This window comes from Ktedonobacter sp. SOSP1-85, from assembly GCF_016587415.1.
GTDB lineage: Bacteria > Chloroflexota > Ktedonobacteria > Ktedonobacterales > Ktedonobacteraceae > Ktedonobacter.
In genome coordinates this window covers 3,142,366-3,163,587 of record NZ_BNJI01000001.1, presented here as the reverse complement: position 1 = coordinate 3,163,587, position 21,222 = coordinate 3,142,366, and the positions used below count along the sequence as shown (strand labels likewise).

Below are 21,222 nucleotides of genomic sequence, written 5' to 3'. Positions count from 1 at the left end.
TGAACGGTGGATAACTTGTGGATAAGTTATCCACAATCGTTGTGGATAACTTTGAAAAAAATTCCGGGTTCTGTGTCTTGTGGATAACTTGTGGATAACTTATCCACATAAAATGTGGATAAATCTAACGTTATATCGTATTGTGTGAAAATGCCGTGAAAATGTGGATAACCTGTGGATAACTCTGTTGTGGTGTTGTGGAAAAATCCACAATTACAGCCCGCTTGTGTGGATGGTGTGGATAAGTTGTCCACAACCGTTGTGGATAACTCTAGCGCTATATCGTATTGTATGAAAAATGCGCAAAGATGTGGATAACCTGTGGATAACTTGTGGATAAGTGCCTATTTTTTAGGAGTATTCCCCACATGTAGTACAAAGCAGGTTGCGATTGTTCTAGCTTATCCACAAAAAATGTGGATAACTCTTATTTCTTGCCAGAAATATGCAATAAAGCGTGATCGTTGCGGAGAAGTTCGATCTATAAAGGTGAAATGTGGACAATGGAGAAACGTTTGTGTTCTTCCAAAAGGGGGTTATTCAGATAATTATCCACTTATCCACAATTTTTGTGGATAAGTGGGAGGAAAATGTGCAGAAGTCGAGAGCTTATCATTGCGTCTGTCTTTACAGATGAGTATATATACAAGCTTTCTGTGTTTGTTGAGAATGTAAAGGACATAAAATTTTGTAAACTTTTGCTTGCCATGCATCGCTGAGACGATTTGTTATGCAAATAGGTGTGATACAAGATGCTTTTTTAAACGTAGTGTTAATATGTGTATTTAGTACACCTTCTTGTGGAGATATTCTGGGCTTTTTAAAGAGGAGATAATGATTGGTGTACCGCTCCCGCTTCAATCAAGGCTGGCTTTTGTGGCTCTGTATGTGGAGCTGCCTGGTGATCGTGCTCTCTATAAGCGCGTGTAGCGGCGTCGCTCTCCCCGCACCCAATAATGGAAAGCCACCCTCCCACCTGAGTTCGCCACTACCACAGGCCTCTCCTGACCTGATTCAACCAGGGGTGTTAACAGTGGGCAGCTATTTGCAGTATCCGCCACAGGCCTTTCTTGACTCGGCATCTCAGCGTCCAATGGGCTTCGATATCGATCTGATTACTGAAATTGCGCATCGCCTGGGGGTGAAGGTCTCTATTACAAACATGGAGTACAAAACGCTGCCTGATGCAGTTACGCAGGGAGAGGTGGATGTAGCTATCGCCGCGATACCTATCTCTGATACCCTCCAGGCAAGGGTGAATTTTGTTCCTTACTTTAAGGGAGGAGAGGCCCTTTTGGTGCCACGAGGCAATCCTTTGCAGATTGCTACACTTAATGATTTGTGTGGCAGAAGCGTGGGCGTCGTCCAGAATTCTCTTGAGCAGAGCGATCTTGAATTGACCAGTGCCAGTTGCGTTGAAGCCGGGCAGGCATCGATCAGGCTTACATATATCTCTCCGCCCGATACATTCATTGATGCCCTGACCCAAAAGCGTGTAGAGGCTACATTTCAGGATCTGCCGCAGGTCGATTTTTATGCTATGAAATATGCTAACCTCGTGCAGCAGGTGGGTCCCATTCTCAACGTCACAATGGAGGGAATCGCTGTACGCAAAGAGAGCGTAAACCTGGGACATTTGATACAGGTCGTGCTAGATACACTGCGGAAGGATGGTACCTATAATCGTCTCATCAAGAAATGGGGTCTCATACACGGGGCTTTACGTTCCTAAAGATGAGTTTGAACCCGAACAACGTCCAGGCTCAAACCTTATCTTTCTATCCTAGAAATCAAGCCCCCGTTAAAAAGGTTTGTGGCGAGAGCATGAGTTCCAGGTCCTCGGTTTGCGGCATACCGCACAGATTCTGGCGCACTGGAAAACCTGGTGTATTGTCTAGCAGGTGGAGAAAAGCGCGGATGATCATGGGGTCAAAGCTTGCTCCAGAGGCTTGCAGGAGCCGTTCGCGCGCGGCGTCGTTTGAGAGCGGCGCCTTGTAGGGGCGCTGAGAGGTTAAGACATCATAGACGTCCGCGACCGTCAGGATACGCGCACTCAGAGGTATCTCTTCCCCTTTAAGTCCCACAGGATAGCCATGCCCATCCCAGGCTTCGTGATGATGCAGGACCGCCTCTACATAGAAGGGATGGATATCGCAACCAATAAGAATGCGTGCGCCAATGAGAGGATGGCGCTCCATCTTGCGACGCTCTTCCTCTGATAGGGCCGCTGATTTATTGAGGATATCATTGGCGATCCAGGTTTTACCCAAATCATGTACCAGGGCCGCAAGGGCCAGGTCACGTGCCTCGCGCCTACTCCACCCTAGGTGGCGAGCCAGGCGCGAGGCATATGTTGCTACGCGCCGGGAGTGCTCATAGGTCACGATGTCACGCTCTTGAATACTTTGAGCAAATGAAAGAAGTACTTTTCTCGTCTCTTGATCTTTTGTTATCTGTTTAGCGTCCACCACGTTGCTCTCCCACCTACAGGTGAAATGTACCCTCTGCCTGGTAACCGCGAAGATCACCATCACCTACTTATGCGAAAACCAACGCCACAGCCGTGGCTAGCGCTTCGCGCTCAGGTTTTCGAGAGGTAGTCCATAGAAAACGAGAGAAAACGATAGGCTTTGATATACAACCTGTACTTCCAGGAAGTAATGACTACCTACTGCATAGAAGACGCAAGGTAGGCCTTGTTCCGACCGCTCTTCTCGTTTCTATTCAACCAATCGTTACATGTGTGAATATGTCACATCTTAATACGTAGCTTTGAGTGGTGTCTATGTACACCTGCAAAAAAGGTACTTTTGGCTAGCATAATGCCCCTTGCGTACGCTGGCGCGTTCTTTTCTTTAGCCTTTTCTAGAGGGAGAACGTAGACAATGCTATTCCCCAATTAGTCCCTGTTTCCCTCCTATTTCGTTTGGTATCGCACTCTTTTGTGATAGACTCAGCTTGATACTCTGAGAAAAGGATACTCATACTGTGTTTCTTTATTAGTGGATAAAGCCCTTCATGCATAGCATCTGGAAGTGACGAAAAATGGCGGAGAAATCTACACAACAGCAAAAGAAGACGCAAGAGTCAAACGTGTTAGAAAAGAAGCAAAGCGATATCGTGACCCTGGTTGTGACCGCTGATAACCACCTGGGCTATTCCGCCTTTGGACAGCAGCCTCGTAGGCGTGAAGAGCGCCAGCTGCGGCTGCGCCAGGCCTTCCAGCAGGCGACGGATTTTGCTATCGTGCAGGGAGTCGACCTGTTTATTCAGGCGGGCGACCTCTTCGATACACCGAGCCCTGATGAGCAAGATCGCAGTTTTGTGGCTGAGCGTCTTGCCCAACTTAAACAGGCAGGCATACGCACTTTTGCGCTGGGGGGAACGCATGATACTCCATTGACCGGGTCCACGCCCGCCCCTCAGAGCAGCTTTGCGCGCCTGGGAGCCCTGCATTATATTCCGCCCGCCCTCAAAGCTGGAGAACGGCTGGAATCAGAACTCATTGATGTGCATGGCGTGCGCGTTGGTATTGCAGGTATCGGCGCGTTAGCTGGCCAGAGTGGTGATCCCCTGACGAATATCTATGTGCGTCCCGATATTGAGGCAGCAGACATACCGATCTTACTTTTGCATGCACCAGTAGAGGGCCTGGGCGTGAACTCCTCGCTCCTGGATGTGCGTGCCAGCGTGAGCCGCGAGAGTATCGCGAACCTATCCATGTTTAAATATATTCTCGCCGGATATCACCACGGACATACACGTATGCGCATGGCTCATTCTGAACTGGTGGTGGCCGGTGCTACGCAGCATGTGGACTTTACTAGCCCTGAGCAGACACCCGGCTTTGTCTTTATGGGCATTGCCGCCGATGGGATCCGTTGGTGTAACCATATTCCCTCACTCGAGGCACTTCAGTTCAAGCGTCTGGTCTTGCATACGAATGAACTATGGCTGGAACAGAATGGAGATGAAACCCAGGCTGTTTCTCCCACCACTTTGATTCTTGAACGCCTGCGTCCCTTGTATGGTGACGATACTATGTTGCAGGTTCGCCTGGAGGGCCAGCTCTCGCGCCGTCAGTTTCACGATTTGGACCTGAATCAGATTCGGCGCACGGGCGAGGAGCATTGTTTCGCCCTGGCAATCGATGATAGCTCTCTTACCGTTTTGCCTGAGCAAGAGACCTCTCCTGTTGAAGAAGGGGCGCGCCTTTCACTGCGTACAGAGCTGGTGACCCTGGCCGACGAATGGATTGCCGCGGCATCTGCTGAGCAAGAGAAAAAAGCACTACAATATACGAAGCATGAATTATTGCAAGCGATGGATGAGGTAAAAAGGTAGATGGTGTCCGGGGTCTACCAGGTGCGTCTCGTCGATGATCTGGTAAGGGCTTGGCGAACGGAGTTGTATCCATGATTATCCTGAAGCATTTAACGGTCGAGCGGTTCCGCCTCTTGCGCGAGGTAAATATTCATTTCCCTCAGCGAGGTAGTATCCTGATTCAGGGACCTAATGAATCTGGCAAGTCGGCGCTACTCGAAAGTATTTACTTTGCTCTCTATGGCGAGCCAATGGCCTCTGACCGCAAAAAGAAGCGCGTCCTCGATGATTTAATTTCCTATGGTTCACCGCGTGCGACTGTCTCGCTCTCCTTCTCCATTGGTACGACCAATGTGAGCATGACGCGCATCCTGGAGCGCGGCCAGGGACAACAGGTTCGCCTGCTGGTAAGCCGGGGCGGAGTGACGCAAGGCGATGAGATCACTGATTTAAGCGAGGCCAATGCCCGCATTGTTGCGGAACTGGGCCAGATCAATGGTGAGACGTTACGTAACTCCTGCCTGGTGGAGCAGAAAGGCCTGACTCGCCTTGAGGATTTGAGTGGAGCCGAGCGCGAAGAGACGGTTCGCCACCTGCTTGGCCTGGAACAACTGGCCACTCTCGGCGAGCGCTTCAAAGTTCTCCCGGAAGATGAGCAGGCACTCCAGGTCAGTCGCGAACGCCTACAGCTTGCTGAGATGCAGGCGCGTATCCCCGAGGTGAGCAAACAGCTTGGCGAGGTAGAACTGGCTCTGGATGCTGTCACGATCCATGAGAGTCTGGACGAGATCCAGACCCAGGAGACCGAAATTGCCGAGGAGGAGACCGCGCTTAAAGATATCCAGAAGCAGCGCGGTGAGCACAAAATGCGTCAGCATCGTGTGCAACAGTTGCGCCGTGCTGATACGACGCTGGCAGAAATCATCTCAGCCTATGATGGCATTGCCGAGGCCCGGCATGAGATTCCAGAGCTGGAGCGCCAGCTAACCGAACTGGAGCGCCGTGAGCAGGAGGAACTGCCCGCGTTGGAGAAGCGCGTGAGCGAGTTGAGTGAGTTGCTGCGCTCCTTTGGTACCTTACAGCGTATGTCCAATGACCTTTTGAGTGTTGTCGATACCATCAAGGAACAGGAGCAACAGCAGAAGGAGCATGAAACGGTGCGCGGGGACCTCAAAGGCATTGAGGTCCAGGTCGGGAACGCCCGCGAGCGCTTGCTACAAGCTCAGCAATCCTTGCAGGATCTTGAGGATCGTCGGCGCATCAATCGTCCACGCCTGGAAGCACGCCTGGAACGTCTCCATACCCTTGCTTCGCGCCTGGCTGAGCTGCGTCGCCTGGAGCAGAAATATCTGCGGTCCCTGGAAGAGAAGAAGTACGCGGCCCAGAATACGCTTCAGATTGAGCAGCTCTCACGCTCACTGCGTGATGCCCAGCGTGAGCTAGACAATATCGAGGCCGAGGCCCACCAGTTGCAGCAGCAGGCGGAAGAGTTGGAGAAGCGCTGGCGTATGCTGAGCATGCGTCGTCACCTGGAAGAGTGGCAGCGCCTCAAGGGGCTTTCTCAGGGCCTGGCCCAGGCAGAGAAGCATGTTCATGAGGCTTATCGCCATCAGGAGAAACTAAATCACCTGGCGATGGACGCGCGTAGCTCCGTTACCCGCTACCGACTTCTGTTGCTCGGCAGCGGTGGAGCTTTTATCGTGGCTCTGGGCTTCGCACTCTGGGCGATTTTTAGCCAGGGTAATGTGCTGGTAGGCGTGATCTCTGGTGTGATTGCGCTCCTTTTAGTTGGAGCCTTTGCCTGGGGCTGGCAGAAACAATCGCAAGCGCATGAAGAGGCCACAGAGGCGGATCGGCAGATGCAGGATGCCATCAGCAAAGTGGGCATGATGGTTGCCGCGCGTGAAACAGCCATCCGTATGGGTGGTAGCCCTGAATCTCTGGCTCAGGTGGAGCGCGAGATTCAAACGCTGGGTGGTACCATTCCTATCTCGCTCGAAGATGCGCATCATATGCTGCACCAGATTCGTGACGAGGGCGAGAGCCTGGCCGATATCCAGAAACGCGCCCAGGGTCGCCGCGAAGAGGCCAATGGTGCGCGCAACCGTGCTAACCTGGCGGGCGAGGCCGTCAATAAGTTGCGCCAGGAGCGCGCCCTCCTCGAGGAGCAGCGTCGTAAGGCCGGCTGGGATCGCCTTGAGGAGCGCATCCTGAAAGAGCTCTCGGCGGTTCAGCTTATGCACCAGGAGATCACGTTACTAGCTGGTCAGGAGGGCTTGCCTCTTCCCAGCGTCAATGAGCGCCTCCAGGGCGCTGAACCGGGAACGGTGACGCCGTTTATTGGCCTTTCGACGCCCGAGGATCTTGCCAACACAGGCGTGCCTGAGTTAGAGTCCCTGGTCGAAGGCAATATCAAGGATACAGAGCGTGAAATGGCCTCCCTGGATGGTAAGCTGGATATGATCACCAACTTGGCGGCCCAGGTAAAAATCCACCAGGAGGCCCTGGATGTCTTGCTTGAGCGCCAGCGGACGATCAGCGCGCGCAACACGCAGTTTATGGCAAACTCTCCAGCCCAGCAGTTGGAGCGCACACGGGAGCAACAATTCGCCCTGAAGCAGGCCCTGCAATCCCTGAACAATTCGCTGCGCCAGCGCGTTAGTGCCCTGGGCATCACCTTTGGTCAGGCCCCCGTCAGCAACGCTGAGCTGGCGGCGCGCAAGAAGCTCGAAGAGCTTCACATCTCGCTGGGCAATAAGTATACTCTCCAGGAACGCCTGAACAAGTATACGAAGCAGCTTCGCGAGCTACAAGATCTACTGGCTGAACACTACAAGCAGCTTGCCAAGTATAGTAATACCCTGGGAAGCTGGATTGTACCACCCAATCCCTTCGCGGAGGCGCTCTCCGCCCTGCGTGAGCGCTGTGCTGAAGAGCTCAAGGAGACCAACGAGCAGACGCTGGCCCGTGATAAGGAGAGATTGGATGGGCGTGAAGGCGCGGCCAAAGCCAAGATTGCGCTGTGTAAGCAGGAAATTCTCAATATTCAGGAGCGTATACATACCCTCCTGGAGCAGTTGAAACGCCCTGAACCCGGCTCGCTAGCCCTTGAGGATATCGTGGCTATCTGGCCGCTCCTCGCCGATTATAAGGCTGAGGAACGTCCAGAGCTTGAAGAGAAGCGCGACACCTTCGCGCAGGAACTGCAAGATCTGGAGCGTCAGGAGCTTGAGTTGAGCGAAAAGCTGCAAACTGGTCGTCTCTCCCTCGACCTGGACGAGACGCGCCAACAGGCCGAGCAGCAGGAGCGTTCGTATCAGATAAAATATCATGGTCAGCGCATGATCAATGAGCTCTATCAGCGCGTGTTGCAGAAAGTTGTTCCACGTACGCAACACTATATGCAGCAGATCCTGCCCCTGCTCACCAGCGGGCGCTATCACGACGTCCACCTGACAACGGATGACGAGGAAGGCACCATTAGTGGTGGGCCTGTGCGCGTCAATGTATGGGAGGCCGCCGCGGGTGAATACATCCCCAGGTCGGCGCTTTCGGGTGGTACTGCGGATCAGCTCTCATTGGCATTGCGCCTGGCCTTCTCTATCGCAGCCCTCCCGCAGGACGAGCCGGTGGTACCCGGCTTCGTGCTTCTGGATGAGCCGCTAAGCTCCTTCGACCATACACGTGCCCAGGCCCTGGTCGATGTGATTACGAGCGAGGTGCTTAGCACGCACTTTGAGCAGATTGTATTGATTTCGCATAGCAGCGCCTTCGATCCTGCCATGTTCCCATATCACCTGTACATGAATAATGGCCTGGTGGTCGAGAGCAACCTTCCTGTGGTTCCAAGCCTGGCAACTGTTGCCGTCAGCGAAGATACCCTGGCGTCTTCCGACCTGACCTCTGAACTGGAATATGAGGAGGATGAGGATCTGCTGGGGGCCACACAGGTCGTCGCAGCCGTCCGCCCTCCAAAGAAATAACAATCGTAGACATGAAGGGGCCGGGCAGCCTATAGACTGCCCGGCTCCTTCATGTCTACGATTATCTCCCTATTTTCCTGACAGAAAAACCTTGACCAAATCCTGGGCCTGTTGCTCCATCGCGGTACCACCCGCCAGCCAGAGAATGCGTTTATCGCGCCTGAACCAGGTGAGCTGACGCCGGGTGAAGTCGTGGATCGCATATTTGAGGCGTTGCACCATATCCTCTTTACTGCTGATCTCACCACGCAGCCAGCGGCTAATAAAGCGGTATTCCAGTCCCAGGGCCTCCATGCGTTCATGGCTGATGCCCTGCTGAAGCAAGCTCTCTACCTCCTGTACCATGCCCTCAGCCACGCGTTCATCGACCCGCGCATCAATGCGCTGGTAGAGGATCTCGCGTGGCCAGTCAATGGCCAGGAGCAGGCAATGGTAGAGTGGTCGTGCTTGCCCGCGCTGGCCCGAGAAGGGCTTGCCCGTAACCAGGCAGACCTCCAGCGCGCGGATGACACGCCGGGGATTGCGCCGGTCAATAGTGGCGTAGGTCTGGGAATCAAGCTGTTCCAGTTGGGCAAGTAGAGCTTCCAGAGGCTGCTCCTCTAGCTGTGCTCGTAGCTCGGGTTGGGGGGCGACCGCTGGAATGTCGAAGTTATCGATAATCGTCTGGATATAGTGAGGCGATCCTCCAACCAGGAATGGCTGCTTGCTACGCATCAGAATATCGTTGATGACGGTGATAGCTGCCTGTTGGTATTGGGAGACAGTATAGGTCTCGCCTGGATCGACGACATCAAGCAGGTGATGAGGGATCATAGCCCGCTCCTCAGGCGTGACCTTGGCTGTTCCTATATCCATACCACGATAGACCTGGCGTGAATCTGCTGAGATGATCTCGCCCGCGAAGCGCTGTGCAAGCTGAATGCCCAACGAACTCTTGCCGGAGGCAGTTGGTCCTACTATAACTGGTAGCCTGGGTAAAATTGCAGTTTGGGAATACTCCATGTTTGCGGCCTACTCTTCCACTACGCATCCTCAAGGATTTGCTTTGTCTTCACTATGTAATGTACCCGCCAGAGCAGGCTTGATGCAACCAGCATGCCAACCAACATGCCTGCAATCGTGAACCAGCCCAGGTCATACTCAATTGTTAGCAGAAAGCCAAGCATCCCACCAATCGCAATGAGTAAGCCAATGACCAGTTGCCGCACCGAGGTTAAAGCCCAGGTCATCCATTCGATAACCATATTGCTCATGCGCTTATCAGTGCCTACGATGGCCGCGATGGCGGCAGTGGCTAGCATAAAAATCATTTGTACAGAGCCTGGAGTTATCTGTGCTAGCAGTTGCCAGAAGAGTTTGAGGACAGCCAGCGCCAGCAGGGTTGCGCTCATGCCCGTACAGAGGCGGTTGAGAATATCCTGGAGGCGCCACGTCCATCTCCAGTTGCTACTCAAGGCGCCAATGCTTGTGGTAGGAATAAGCATTGCGAGTACGAACACAAACCAGGGGCTAGGCGCGAGCGGCTCAATATGCCAGTTTGCCAGCAGTGATCGCAGAAGTGTATAGCCCAGGCCGCCTATAGCCCAGGCTCCACACCAGGTAAAGATATGTTTAAGAATTGTTTGCTCGCGCTGAGTTGTGCTCACAATCTCCCAACCCTGATAGTCGCTTAGACCAGGGTCGCCATACTTTTCGATATCCGCGGCCTCTGCATCCATATGCGTGTCGGGTGTCTCGGTTACGTCTTGAGCCTGGGATTGCACCTGGCTCTGTTGCGCGGATACGCTTGCTGTCCTCGCGCGCATGGGTGTCTTGTGCTTCCCCGTGATCCCTGATTGCGCGCCAGTTGTCTGCTTCCAGTTATAGGTGTCGTCCAGCTCATCAAGATATTCGTCATCCTCGTCATTCAGGTCGGCGCCAATAGTTTTGCCACCATGATGCTGGGTATAACGGGGAGCTAATTCTTGCTTATCGGCCTCGATAACGACCTCGATGGCGCGCTCCTTGCCTGCTCCTTGTTTGCCAGTGGGAAGAAGTGTGATTATTCCACTATTGTGTCCGGCATAGAGCAGATGGCTCTGAATTTGAACATTGACGTAGGTGGTCTCGCCCGAAAAGTCATCGCGGTCAAGAACAATCCAGGGATCACTGGCCTGGAGTGTGCCCTGAACGGGCTTGCTTGATGTGCTGCTAATGATGAGCGGGAGTGGTTCTGAGAGGTCATCTAGCACCTCCCCAAAATCGAGCCGAATGGGCTTCACTTCAATGCCAGGCGTGCTCCAGCGTAGCCACTGCATCTCCTTGTGGCGCCCACCTGACAGGATGGACCTGGTTGCGGGTTTTGCGCTCTGTTTGCTGCTATGCCTCTTCTGAATTGAACCTGCTGCTGTCGTTGCAGCCAGGTGTTTGCCACTCTGGCTGCCCCGGCTGCCTCGGCTATGTCCATTGCGTTGTGGAGCCTCACCTGGCTCTGGCGAGGGAAAAAGAGAGACCTGTGCGCCAGGAATCTTGCGGATAAATTGCTCGACCGACTCCAGGGGGTCGAGCACGGTGACGCGAATATACCGCGCTGCCCGTGCCAGGTCGTTCTCGCCAATCTCACGTAGCCAGGACTCGATTTCACCATTAGCCAGGTAGTCAGCAGCCTCGTCGGGGTAGAGCGCGCAAAGCTCTGCCAGTTCCAGCGGATTCGTCGCCTGTTCACTACTCTCAAAGCTGAAGGTATGTTCGCCAAGTAAGGCACTGCGGAACTCCTCGACGCTATTGTAGCGGTCGTCGGGGTCGATTGCGGTCGCGATCTCCAGCGCGCGTGCCACGGCTGGCGAGATATAGGGGTGAGACTGGCGAATATTCTTGAGGCCAAAGCCCTTCTCTGAGAGTGTATTGGTGAGGAGTTCAAAGAGCGTCATCGCCAGGGAGTAGATATCGGAGCGTTCATCGGTCTGGGCCTCGCCATACTGCTCTGGAGGCGCGAAGCCAGGAGTGCCTAGTTGCTGGGTATCGTGGTGCCGGGCCTGGCGAAAGAAGCGCGCGATTCCAAAATCAATCAGCTTGATGCGCCCATCGCGTGTGAGCATGGCGTTGCCGGGTTTCATATCGCGAAAAATGATGGGCGGATCCTGGCTATGCAGGTAGGAGAGTACGTCGCAGAGCTGGCGCGCCCAACCCAGGACTCGCCGTTCGGAGAAGGGGCCGCCATTGCGATGGAGCAGGTCCTCCAATGTCATGCCGTCGATATACTCCATCACCAGGAAATGGCGATTATTCTCGGAGAAGAAGCCAGTGAACTTGGGCAAGTTGGGGTGATCCAGCCGCCAGAGAATTTTCGCCTCGATCTTAAAATTCTCAATGGCCTGTTCTTGCTCTTCATAGGGAACTGTCGAGAGGCTCATCTCTTTGATGGCACAAACTGCCTGGCGTTTGAGGTCGCGTGCCTGGTAGACAGCTCCCATACCTCCCTGCCCGATGGTGCGTTGAATAAGAAAGCGCTTGTGAAGTAGCGTCTTACTTCCCAGGCGTCCTGTTTGTGGATTCCACTGGCCGCTACGCTGGTTGATGGCGAACCCCTCCGTCTTAGCTTGCGTCTTCTCCTAGAGGCCGAGCGCGATGGTGTGGTCTCTGCTAAACCCGAACACCAGGCGATTGCTCAAATGCGCGACTTTAGTATAGCATACCCTACTGGGACATACTACCTAGAAAACACCGTTCTAGCCGTGCGCCTGGACTATCTCGTGGTACAATTGAACGAGTGCCTATTTGCTGGCTACAAAGGTTGGTATCTGAAATCTTGTTCTTTTTACGGTTCCCTATATAAAACGAACGAATGCGTGTAAGTATCTGAAAAAAGGCAAAAGTTATAAGCGCAGGTGGGTATTGATAAATGGTGACAAATCGAAATGCATCACGAAGTATACCAGAAGTTTCGCGCAGGCGAAAGCGCTCGTATGCTGTGCTCCTCTGTAGCGTGCTGTTGATTGTTATGGGAGGCGCGGCGACCCTGATCTGGCAGATTCAGCAGGGCACGGCCACGCGCGCGGCTGGCGCCAATGTTATTGGTCCACCCTCGCTACCTGCCGCCTATATCGACCAGGTCTTTGCCCAAAATGGTAGCCGTATGGCTGGCACGGGCCAATTGATCGAAAACGAATCGCGCCTGACGAATATTGATGACGCCTTCGCGCTCGGCGTTTTCTCAGCCGAGACCAGCTATGGAATGGCAGGTGTGGGCATTAACTGTCTGAATCCCGGCAGCATTTCTGGTCCCGGTTGTGGCAGCTTCAAGTCCTATCCTTCTTATAGTGCCGCCATTATCGATTGGTTCACCATCATCAAAAATAATTACGTGCTGGGGCGTGGTCTGACAACCGTTTATGCCATCAGTGGCCCCTATGTGGGCACCTCTGGTGCGGGCACCTGGGCCGCCAAAGTCGTCAACTCCATGGCGCGTTATCAGGCACAGACGGCGCCGCCACCACCACCTGTCACGCCCACTCCCACGCGTGAGAGCCGTCCCTTTAATGAGGGCCCGACAGGCTTCTTCCCGGCTCAAAGCTTCTCCCAGGATGCCAGGCATATTGCTCCGGGCACTGAGGTTCCCGGTGGAAAGAACACTCAGCCACAGGCTGATGGTCTTCCAGTGGCTTTACGTAATACCATTGTCGCGGCCTGTCTATTGCTCTCAGTGGCCATATTCGCCCTGGGCGTGATGCTGCGTAGGCGCAATTCTAGTGTGAGCATACCAGAGATCGAGGTCCAACAAGCCGCGTTCGCCGTCGCGCCTCCTCTGGCAGCCGTTCCACAGACGCCATTGCCAGCCGAGGCGTTTGCGGCGCCTTCATTTGCGTGGGAGGCAGGCGCCTTCCAGGTGGCCTCGCTCTCACCCTCGACGGAGGAATTGGAGCGAGATGCGTCTCAGTTCGTGGCCTCTCAGGGACAGAGCATACCTATTGCACCCCTCTTTGGACTCTCGGCGAAGAGAGCAGCTCCCCGCGAGCGCAACACCGACGAACACGTTCCATTGACAGGACTGCGCCCAGGGGGAGGGCTGCTCTCGCGTTATCGCAACACCGAGGCCCTGAATAACTCAAGCAATGGCCTGTCACAGAGGCAATCAGATCCCAGCCTGATCTCAGTAGGGAGTGGGCAGCAAGAAGGCTTTTAGCTGCCTTAAAAGCATGCCTACACGGTCCGAAGAGGCAAGCGAGCGGATAGAGCGGAAATTTGGGGAACCTATAAAAAAAGGCCAGAAAAACTGTTGACAAAAATCGCGCTTAGGTGTATTATGGCACACGTAATCCGTTAGCAATTAGCCCTCGTGGCGGAATGGTATACGCAGCAGGTTGAGGGCCTGTGCTCGAAAGGGCGTGGTGGTTCGAGTCCACTCGAGGGCATTCGTAGGGCATCCAAATATTGAGTAAATATCTGGGTGCCTGATTTTTCGCCAACAAGCGGAATACACGGGCGATTAGCTCAGCTGGTTAGAGCGGCTGCTTTACACGCAGTAGGTCTGGGGTTCGAATCCCTAATCGCCCATCTGAAGCGTCTTTAGAGGCTCTTCTGTAGCAAGCAACCACGGTGCTATAGAAGAGCTTTTTTTGCGCCTTTTTTTAGTCCAAGCCAACTGCCTTATTGATGACGTGGTATCGCATGAAAGGCGCACCAGCTGGGACCACACCCTGCTTTTCCAACCACGCAAACACTTCCCCAAGCAACTGCGGTATCGCCTCCTTAAATTCTTTCATGGGTACTTGGGTTCGAATCCCCATATAATGCCGCTCCTTGCGATCTTCCAGTTTTGGTTCGGTTATGATAGCCATAGGGATTTCTCACTTCCTTCTGAATAACATGCCATCAACCAGCTATAACCAGCTACCAAGGAGTGGGAACTGGATTTGTAGAGCATGGAGGGTAGGCACAAACCTTCTCATAGATCTTGTTTCCGCGAGAGGCGCAGCTAGCGCTTCTCGACGGGAAACTGGACCTCTGTTACAAACAGCGATTCGTCGCCACCGGGCTTATAAACATGGTTAAGCTCGCGATTAGGACCATTGACCTGATAGCCGTTGTTTGCAATCCAGGTAAGCAGGGCATTGTACGCCAGATGTAAGGTGCAGAAACTGCCATGATGGATCACCGAGGCCATCATCTCAACGCCGGGTAACTCAGTCACTTTCACCTGCTCACTGTCATCGACGGAACCTTCAAAGGTCAGACAGGCTGAGACACTGATATCACGTTCGTGATGCTCGTTGTCATGGAAGAGTGTAATGCCGGGGATAAGCCAGGTTGCTCCTTGCTGACAGACATGTTCCTGTATTTGAACGAAGACACGCGTAAGGGTCGGGCTGACCTGCTCCCAGCCTGGAGCGACAAAACATGTTTGAGCGGCCCGCAGCGGTGCTACACTTTTGAGGAGGATATCGTATGCAGGCATCTTTGCTTCCTGTTCAAAGGTATGCAGCCATGCTTCTAGCCGTGCTAGTCGAGCCTGCCCCTCTTCAACTTGCTGATGCAATTCAACTTGTTTGAGCCGCAGCATCCCCAGGATCTGGTGTTGTGCACATTGGTAAATTCGTCTGGAACTCCCATAGAGAAAGAAAACAAAGACGCGTTTTGGCATGGTTTCATGCCGGGTGGTGCGACTGTGACGCATGTAAAGTGCAAAAAACACTTGCTCGTTGTTCAATTGCAGTAGAATAAAGTACGCGCCTACATCACGTAATATGTAGGCGCGTACTGTAGCTATGAAGCGTAATGGTTACGGCACAACATTGATATAGCCAAGATGAGCGCTATGCAAGCCCCCCTTATCAACGAGATCAAAGCCATACTGGCCCTGCCATAGCTCCTTCTGGCTTGTGAGATCGTAGGCGATGATCTTGAGACCGCTCTTAGTGTAGAGCACGTCATCTATAATGGAAACAGGATCAGCTACTACATCCTTCTGCCAGGCTGGTTGCCCGTTAGCTTTCAGCACATAGAGCGTATAGGAGGTAACTTTGCCCTGGTCATAGGTTCCTCCGCTGACGCTAACATAGCCATTGCCAGCGGTTAGCCAATATACGCCTAAATTGCTATAATTATGCTCCCAGACCTTTTTCCCCTGAGTATTGAGTGCATAAAGGATAGAATCATCTGGTGTGGAGGAGAGTTGGTTCGCGATAAAGTAGATTTGACCGTTATCGATAGCAAGTCCGCTTGAATTCAGGCCCTCAATTGAATAGTTCCAGCTCTGCTTTCCATCCTTTGTGTTGAAAGCGTACACGTAACTCTGGTATGCTTGTCCGTCATGATGCTGGCTCACCGAATGCGAGGAGGCATAGATGATGCCATCCACAACCTGTGCGTCGCCAAAAACTTGCTCCTCGGATGTGATTTTGGTGTTCCAGACCTGCTTGCCGCTCTTGATGTCAACCGCGTATAATGTGTGTTCTAAGGCACCGTAGAGTACCCCATTACTCACCTGCGGTACACTTCCATCGTAGAATGTCGAGCCTGCGAACTTCTTCTTCCCAGTGTTGGGATCAGTATAGTACTGTTTCACCAACGCAGACGCGCCAATCTTATATGTCCAGTTCTGCTTGCCAGTCTCGCTGTTGAACGCGAACACAGTACCAGCACGATTGGCTACGAACACCTGCCCATCAGAGACGACAGGCACGGTCAGGTAGCCCATATTAAAGGGACCACTGCCATTCTCATCAATTGTTGTAAGCGCCTTGAAAGGAATGTCCCAGCGCACCTTGCCAGTCGTGGCATTCAACGCAATGAGATGGGACTGGCTTGTCAAGTTGTCTGAAGCGTTGAGATATACTGTGTCGCCATAGACAGTTGGGTAGCCTAGATCTGCAAGCTTCTTGTTTTGGTAGGTCCACAGTGATTTATGCGTCTTAGAGTCCAGCTTGTCGACAACATAGAAGTATTGCTCATTTTGATACATTATGTAGGTGCCGGAAGAGTTGACGACTGGCGTGCTAGTAGGTTTGACAGAAGCCGTGTTGCTTTGATTGTGAGCCGTGTTATTCTTGCCAGCTACACTGAAGATGAGGGCCGCGCTTCCTGTCAGTACCGCAACCACTATTACCGCCGCGATCAGGCTCAGGACGCGCTTGGTGCTGCCCCGTGAAGAGCTATCTGAAGACGATGTATCCTTCATCGTTTGTTCCCTTTGTTGCAAAGAGATAGGCGCGGTTCGGGCCGCATCCTGTAGGCGCTGTTCCTGCCTTTCTTGTTCCAGACGATTCCAGACACGCTGCAAGGACTGAGCGTTTTCGCGCTCATATGCCTGATGTGTATGCCACAGATCTTGCACCAGGCGCTGATCGTCGGGGGCAAGCCAGTTTGTGGGATGCTCAATCTGTTCATCCAACCGCTCCGGCATAAAGGTCATATCGTCATTGTTCACAGCGTGCCTCCTTTCTCGTTCCTGGTATAGAGTGTGCGCAGCAGTTTGAGCGTGCGATGGAGTGTCATACGCACAGCCCCCTCACTCTTCTTGATGATGGTGGCTATCTCGCCGCATGACAGGCCATGTCCGAACCGCAGCCGAATAATTTCGCGCTGTAATTCCGATAGTCCTTGCAAGGTCATGTTTAACTTGTGATATTCCTCATTTCGGAGGGCCACGCGCTCAGGTGCCTGCTCCTCGCTTTCGTAGAGAGAGTCCTCTACCGTGAAAAGCTGTATACTCGCTCGATGTTTGCTGCGTCGATGATAGTCCACGACTTTGTTTCGCGCGACTGCCCAGATCCAGGAGGGTAATCGTTGCTCATCCACTTTTGCAGACGACCTTTTTTCTAGAACTGCCATGAAGACATCGAGTAACAAGTCTTCCGCGTCCTCTCGGGAGGCGACATTGCGTAAGAGATAGGCGAATATAGCGGGAGCGTATTGCTGATAAAACTCGGCATCCTCTCCTCGTGAGTGAACCATATATGGTTGCTGCATGTTACGTCCTTGTGCTGTTTGAGATCTCGTGTATATATTCGCATGAGCGAGGCAAACATAACACATCTATGCCTGATTTCAGAGCTATTGAATTCTCTTCCGCAGGTTGTCTTGCCCCGCTGCGTAAAGTGGAAGAAGATTTACAACCATGTGAGTTAACATATTATAAAAAACCTTCCTGACTTGAAATATAGAGTGTTTTAAATATAAAAGCGGGTGTTTTATTAATCAAAACATCAGAAAAGCTACTTTAGATCTACTGAGGTGAAAAATGAAGATAGTTGGCTATATTGCTAAATAGGTTATATAAGCGTCTATAGAGACATAAGCTCTGCAATTTATTTACACGCAGTAGGTCTGGGGTTCAAATCCCTAATCGCCCACTCTCAACACCTGTTAAACTGGCTTCTAGAGCCAGTTTTTGTGCCTCCAACGATAAATGCCTACCCAGGCCTGCTGTGTGTAAAGCAGCTGCCTGGTTTTCCTCTTTTATGGATAAATCTAATGGATTGCTGTGGCTTAGAGACTGGTATTGTTTGAGGTTCTGTCAATCAAAAAGCATCTCGCATGCCTATAAAGGCATGCGAGGTGCTTTTATCTGAGGAGATTAGTTGGGAATAGAAGCGATCTGATGCCAGTTCTGGCCGTCATTCCGGCTCTCATAGAGGTTTTGAGCAGTGTAATCGGAAGTTCCTGCGCTCATGAATAGGTGGTTCGAGCTTAAGATCGACAAGAATGGGGCAGCAGCGAGATTGCTCGGCAATGTGATATTAGCGACATCCCAGCTATCTGCTTGCAGCGAGGCCAGTCCTACTTTACCTCCGATGCCAACGAAGGCAAAGGCCGCATTGACTACGTGCCAGTTATCGATCTGGATCACTCGAGTATTGGCTGGTACGGCACCTCCATCAATCTGCCAGGTCTGGCCACCGTCCTGAGTACGATAAATGTACGAGTTATAGATTGTGTATGAGTTTGTATCACCAAAGGCTGCTATCAGGTAGCCTTCCTGCTGATTCCCGAAACCAAGGAAGCGAATGTTGGTGGGCGCAGCCGTAGCGGGTACATCAGCAGGAAGCGGCAGGTTTAGCTGGGTCCAGTTCTGGCCGCTATCGCTAGTCCTATACAGTGTGTAGCTGTTGTTCCCGTTACCATTGACGTTCACGACGGTCGTGTAACCCGTTGTTTGTGAGGTAAAGTAGTTATAGTTCGAGCCATTTTGTGCAGGTAGCGTAGTCTCCTGCCAATCCTGGTTAGTTCCTCCAACAAGGAAAAGATGGGACACGCTATTGCTATCGCTTGTCGAGATCCAGGCAGACTGATTATCGGCAACGCTTAAGGTTTGTAAGTATTGATTCGCATCAATCCAGGCGAAACGCTTCCAGGTCTGACCACCATCGTTGGTCCGGTAGAGTGCCGCAATAGCATAGGTCTGCGAGTCATATGTCAGGTACCAGGCTACCTGACCGTTTAGCACATATGCTTGACCGAGCACTTCCTGATCAGCAGGCTGGGCAACGGTTTGCCAGGTTTTGCCTCCGTCGCTGGTGCGTCGTAAGGTACTGGTCAGTGTCCAGCCAACCTTTGCGTCAATCATCGCTACGCCGCCAGGGCCAGCTCCCCCTAGCAGGATCACGTTTTGTAGCGTATCCTGGGAAGTGGCGGAGGTTGCCACTGCCGCGCTTTGAGCGTGAGTGTTGGCAAAAGCAGAGGAGACAGTTATACCTATCAAGAGTAGAGAAAAGCAGAGGGCAAGCGCTCCCTTGCGCAAATAAAGAGACCAGGACTTGTGACGATGGGGGGACATCACTGTAGACATAGTTCCTCCTGAGCTACTAATGAGCATGTGCGTTCCATACATTTGCATAAAGAAGTTATTGATAGAATGTGAGTAGAGAATATTAAGCACATGATCAAGCATATTATATCTCTTCAATTAATATACAGAAAATGATGAGTTAAAAACAAGATGAAGATCAGATTAAAAATACTGGAAATGGGGGAATATTTCAGTAAATATTTGCTTTTGATATTTATATTAGTAATTTGAATCAAATATTTGTAGCATAGTTAATAAATATAAAATTTTGAAAAAACTTTTTGGCATCTTATAGAGTGTGACTGATTGCTTGCTTAATACGTCCCAAGTAGAAAAAGGGGCATACTTTTATGGCTTGTATCTCTCGCATGCTCTTGTATTTTTCACAGCAACGCTGGACACTTATCGCCCTTACATCTTTATATCCTTGTGCTCTACTCCTACTTCTATTGGTTCAGCATATTTTTCCCCAGCATGATGGAGCCCTTGCTATTACCCAGGTTTTTGCGCCCTATCTATTTCTCCCTCTGCTTTTTCTTATTCCCTTTGCCTTTCTCTCTCGCACCATGCTCTTGCGCCTGGTCCTGGTTGCTTGCCTGCTCGCCTTTAGTTTCACCTACTTTCCTCGACTCCCTTTTCACGCTTCCAGCGACTCCACTTCCAGAATGATGACGAGTGTTCTTTCCTGGAATATGGAGGTAGGCCACTCTCATGATGCACTGCTCCTCCCGTTACTCAAAGAGAGGCATCCCGCGCTTGTGGCCCTGGAAGAAGTTGATCCAGGCGATGCCTTCACTCAGTCGCCTGATTTTAAGCGTCTTTATGCTTATCAACTCGCCCAGCCCACTACTAACGTCCCATACAATCTCGCTCTTCTGAGTATCTATCCTATCATCGAGTATGGCACACTCAAAACCAGCGATGATACCTGGGCGGAGCCTCAGGCGCAGGTTCTCTGGGCGCGCCTCGACCTGGGTTCGGGTCAGCGGTTGGTGGTCATCATCGGCCATCCCGTCTCCTCCATCCATGCCGTCGCAAATTGCTACTTCTGTTCTGAGCGCCGTGATGGCCAGCTTCGCTCTCTCAATGCTTTTGCCCATTCGTTTATGTCTCACGGTGAAGCGGTGCTCCTGATGGGAGATATGAACGTGACTGATCGTGAACCGGGGTATGCTTCTCTTACCGCTGGTCTGCAGGATGCTTTTCAGCTTGCTGGTACCGGGAGTGGCCACACCTGGGGCTTTCACCGCCTCAACCCTTACTGGCCTATGCTGCGCATCGACTATCTGCTTGCCAGTCCACGTGTCCATCCCTCAACATTTGATGTTGATTGCACTCCACGTGCCAGCGATCACTGTGTGATTTGGGGACAGTTTGGCCTCTTGTAGGAGATATTTAGAAAGTGATGCCAACCGCGTGGAGGGCTATATTTGTGTAGAATTGCGGCTGGCATGGCGAGGTTGTCTTTAGTTCAGAGCCTGTTCGATGGCTTGGAGTAGGTCACCACGGCTACAGGGTTTGCACAGGCCTGGGATGTTGCGCTGGCGGATCTCTTGCTCGGGCAGGCTGGCACTGACCATGATAGCGGGGAGATCGGCCCATTCGGGAGTGCTGTGTACCAGGTCGTAGATCTCGATGCCGTTCATGCCAGGCAGGTCATAGTCGAGCACCAGGAGCTGCGGCCGGTGCTCCTGTAGCATCTGCAAGATATGGCTTCCCTCGCTGAGGTGAAGCACCTGGTAGGGAGTATGCTCGGTGATGATGTGTTTCATAATCATGCCCAAGACAAGCTGGTCCTCTATCAGAAAAATTGTTCCGCTGGCGACGCTGCTTCTGGAGGCCTCTTGTGTGTACATCTCTTGCTCCTTAAACATTTCCCACCACCTCCTGATTCTCTGGCTTATCACTTTTGTTTATTAGCCTAGCATAAGCGAATTAAGAGGCGATGTCGAAGCTGTGGTACCATTGGTCTACTATTCTGGCTATAGAGGAGGCGAAGCGGTTGATGCTAATCAAAATGGCTAAAGCGGTAATGTGATGGATGAATGGAGAAGATGCACTGCACCAGGCATGGGCAGTTTTATATCTGCCCATGCCTGGCGCGCTTTGATCCTGCTGAGTCTGTTACAAGTCAGGCTACAATTTGTAGGT

General features: G+C 52.2%; 14 protein-coding genes and 2 tRNA genes. 7 read left to right on the top strand and 9 right to left on the bottom strand.

The features are described 5' to 3' along the window. Window positions 1-841 precede the first annotated feature (841 nt). The gene (locus tag KTE_RS13230; RefSeq protein ID WP_236600658.1) at window positions 842-1,732 is read left to right on the top strand and encodes a transporter substrate-binding domain-containing protein; all 891 of its coding nucleotides are present in this window, start codon (window positions 842-844) and stop codon (window positions 1,730-1,732) included. A 58-nt stretch (window positions 1,733-1,790) separates the two neighbouring features. Here KTE_RS13230 and KTE_RS13225 read toward each other — a convergent pair whose 3' ends face one another. Next, complete coding sequence (locus KTE_RS13225) at window positions 1,791-2,531, bottom strand: HD-GYP domain-containing protein (protein WP_374226776.1); 741 nt, start codon at window positions 2,529-2,531, stop codon at window positions 1,791-1,793. A gap of 514 nt (window positions 2,532-3,045) precedes the next feature. On the opposite strand from KTE_RS13225, the gene KTE_RS13220 reads away from it, so the two are divergent. Both KTE_RS13220 and KTE_RS13215 read left to right on the top strand, forming a co-directional pair. Next, window positions 3,046-4,344 (top strand): metallophosphoesterase, encoded by a 1,299-nt coding sequence (locus KTE_RS13220; protein WP_201381595.1) that lies wholly within the window; start codon window positions 3,046-3,048, stop codon window positions 4,342-4,344. A gap of 71 nt (window positions 4,345-4,415) precedes the next feature. Further along, the gene (locus KTE_RS13215; RefSeq protein WP_201381594.1) at window positions 4,416-8,306 is read left to right on the top strand and encodes an AAA family ATPase; all 3,891 of its coding nucleotides are present in this window, start codon (window positions 4,416-4,418) and stop codon (window positions 8,304-8,306) included. 69 nt (window positions 8,307-8,375) lie between these two features. Here KTE_RS13215 and miaA read toward each other — a convergent pair whose 3' ends face one another. Beyond that, a complete protein-coding gene (miaA, locus tag KTE_RS13210; RefSeq protein WP_201381593.1) occupies window positions 8,376-9,308 on the bottom strand; it encodes a tRNA (adenosine(37)-N6)-dimethylallyltransferase MiaA in 933 nt (310 codons plus the stop codon). A 20-nt stretch (window positions 9,309-9,328) separates the two neighbouring features. Next, the gene (locus tag KTE_RS13205; RefSeq protein ID WP_255552978.1) at window positions 9,329-11,773 is read right to left on the bottom strand and encodes a serine/threonine-protein kinase; all 2,445 of its coding nucleotides are present in this window, start codon (window positions 11,771-11,773) and stop codon (window positions 9,329-9,331) included. A gap of 413 nt (window positions 11,774-12,186) precedes the next feature. Here KTE_RS13205 and KTE_RS13200 point away from each other — a divergent pair, with 413 nt between their 5' ends. From KTE_RS13200 to KTE_RS13190, 3 genes are all read left to right on the top strand, one after another. Next, the gene (locus tag KTE_RS13200; protein ID WP_201381589.1) at window positions 12,187-13,467 is read left to right on the top strand and encodes a glucosaminidase domain-containing protein; all 1,281 of its coding nucleotides are present in this window, start codon (window positions 12,187-12,189) and stop codon (window positions 13,465-13,467) included. Window positions 13,468-13,614: 147 nt separating this feature from the next. Continuing rightward, window positions 13,615-13,696, top strand: a tRNA-Leu gene (locus KTE_RS13195). A 68-nt stretch (window positions 13,697-13,764) separates the two neighbouring features. Further along, a tRNA-Val gene (locus KTE_RS13190) sits at window positions 13,765-13,838 on the top strand. A gap of 74 nt (window positions 13,839-13,912) precedes the next feature. On the opposite strand, the gene KTE_RS13185 is transcribed toward KTE_RS13190, so the two are convergent. From KTE_RS13185 to KTE_RS13165, 5 genes are all read right to left on the bottom strand, one after another. After that, window positions 13,913-14,122, bottom strand: coding sequence for a hypothetical protein (locus KTE_RS13185; RefSeq protein ID WP_201381587.1), 210 nt, complete (start codon window positions 14,120-14,122; stop codon window positions 13,913-13,915). Between the two features lie 137 nt (window positions 14,123-14,259). After that, window positions 14,260-14,925: a GyrI-like domain-containing protein gene (locus tag KTE_RS13180; RefSeq protein ID WP_201381585.1), complete on the bottom strand. Its 666-nt coding sequence runs from the start codon at window positions 14,923-14,925 to the stop codon at window positions 14,260-14,262. Between the two features lie 138 nt (window positions 14,926-15,063). Further along, entirely contained in the window at window positions 15,064-16,710 is a 1,647-nt protein-coding gene (locus tag KTE_RS13175) for a PQQ-binding-like beta-propeller repeat protein (RefSeq protein WP_201381583.1), read from the bottom strand. Next, a complete protein-coding gene (locus KTE_RS13170) occupies window positions 16,707-17,252 on the bottom strand; it encodes an RNA polymerase sigma factor (RefSeq protein WP_201381581.1) in 546 nt (181 codons plus the stop codon). The genes KTE_RS13175 and KTE_RS13170 overlap by 4 nt, the downstream gene beginning before the upstream one ends. A 607-nt stretch (window positions 17,253-17,859) precedes the next feature. After that, window positions 17,860-19,071, bottom strand: a complete 1,212-nt coding sequence (locus KTE_RS13165; protein ID WP_201381579.1) for a hypothetical protein — start codon at window positions 19,069-19,071, stop codon at window positions 17,860-17,862. A 350-nt stretch (window positions 19,072-19,421) separates the two neighbouring features. Here KTE_RS13165 and KTE_RS13160 point away from each other — a divergent pair, with 350 nt between their 5' ends. Then, window positions 19,422-20,459 (top strand): endonuclease/exonuclease/phosphatase family protein, encoded by a 1,038-nt coding sequence (locus tag KTE_RS13160; RefSeq protein ID WP_201381577.1) that lies wholly within the window; start codon window positions 19,422-19,424, stop codon window positions 20,457-20,459. A 78-nt stretch (window positions 20,460-20,537) separates the two neighbouring features. On the opposite strand, the gene KTE_RS13155 is transcribed toward KTE_RS13160, so the two are convergent. Beyond that, window positions 20,538-20,927 carry a response regulator gene (locus KTE_RS13155; protein WP_201381575.1) on the bottom strand — a complete coding sequence of 130 codons (390 nt, stop codon included), beginning with the start codon at window positions 20,925-20,927 and terminating at the stop codon, window positions 20,538-20,540. Between the last annotated feature and the right edge of the window lie 295 nt (window positions 20,928-21,222).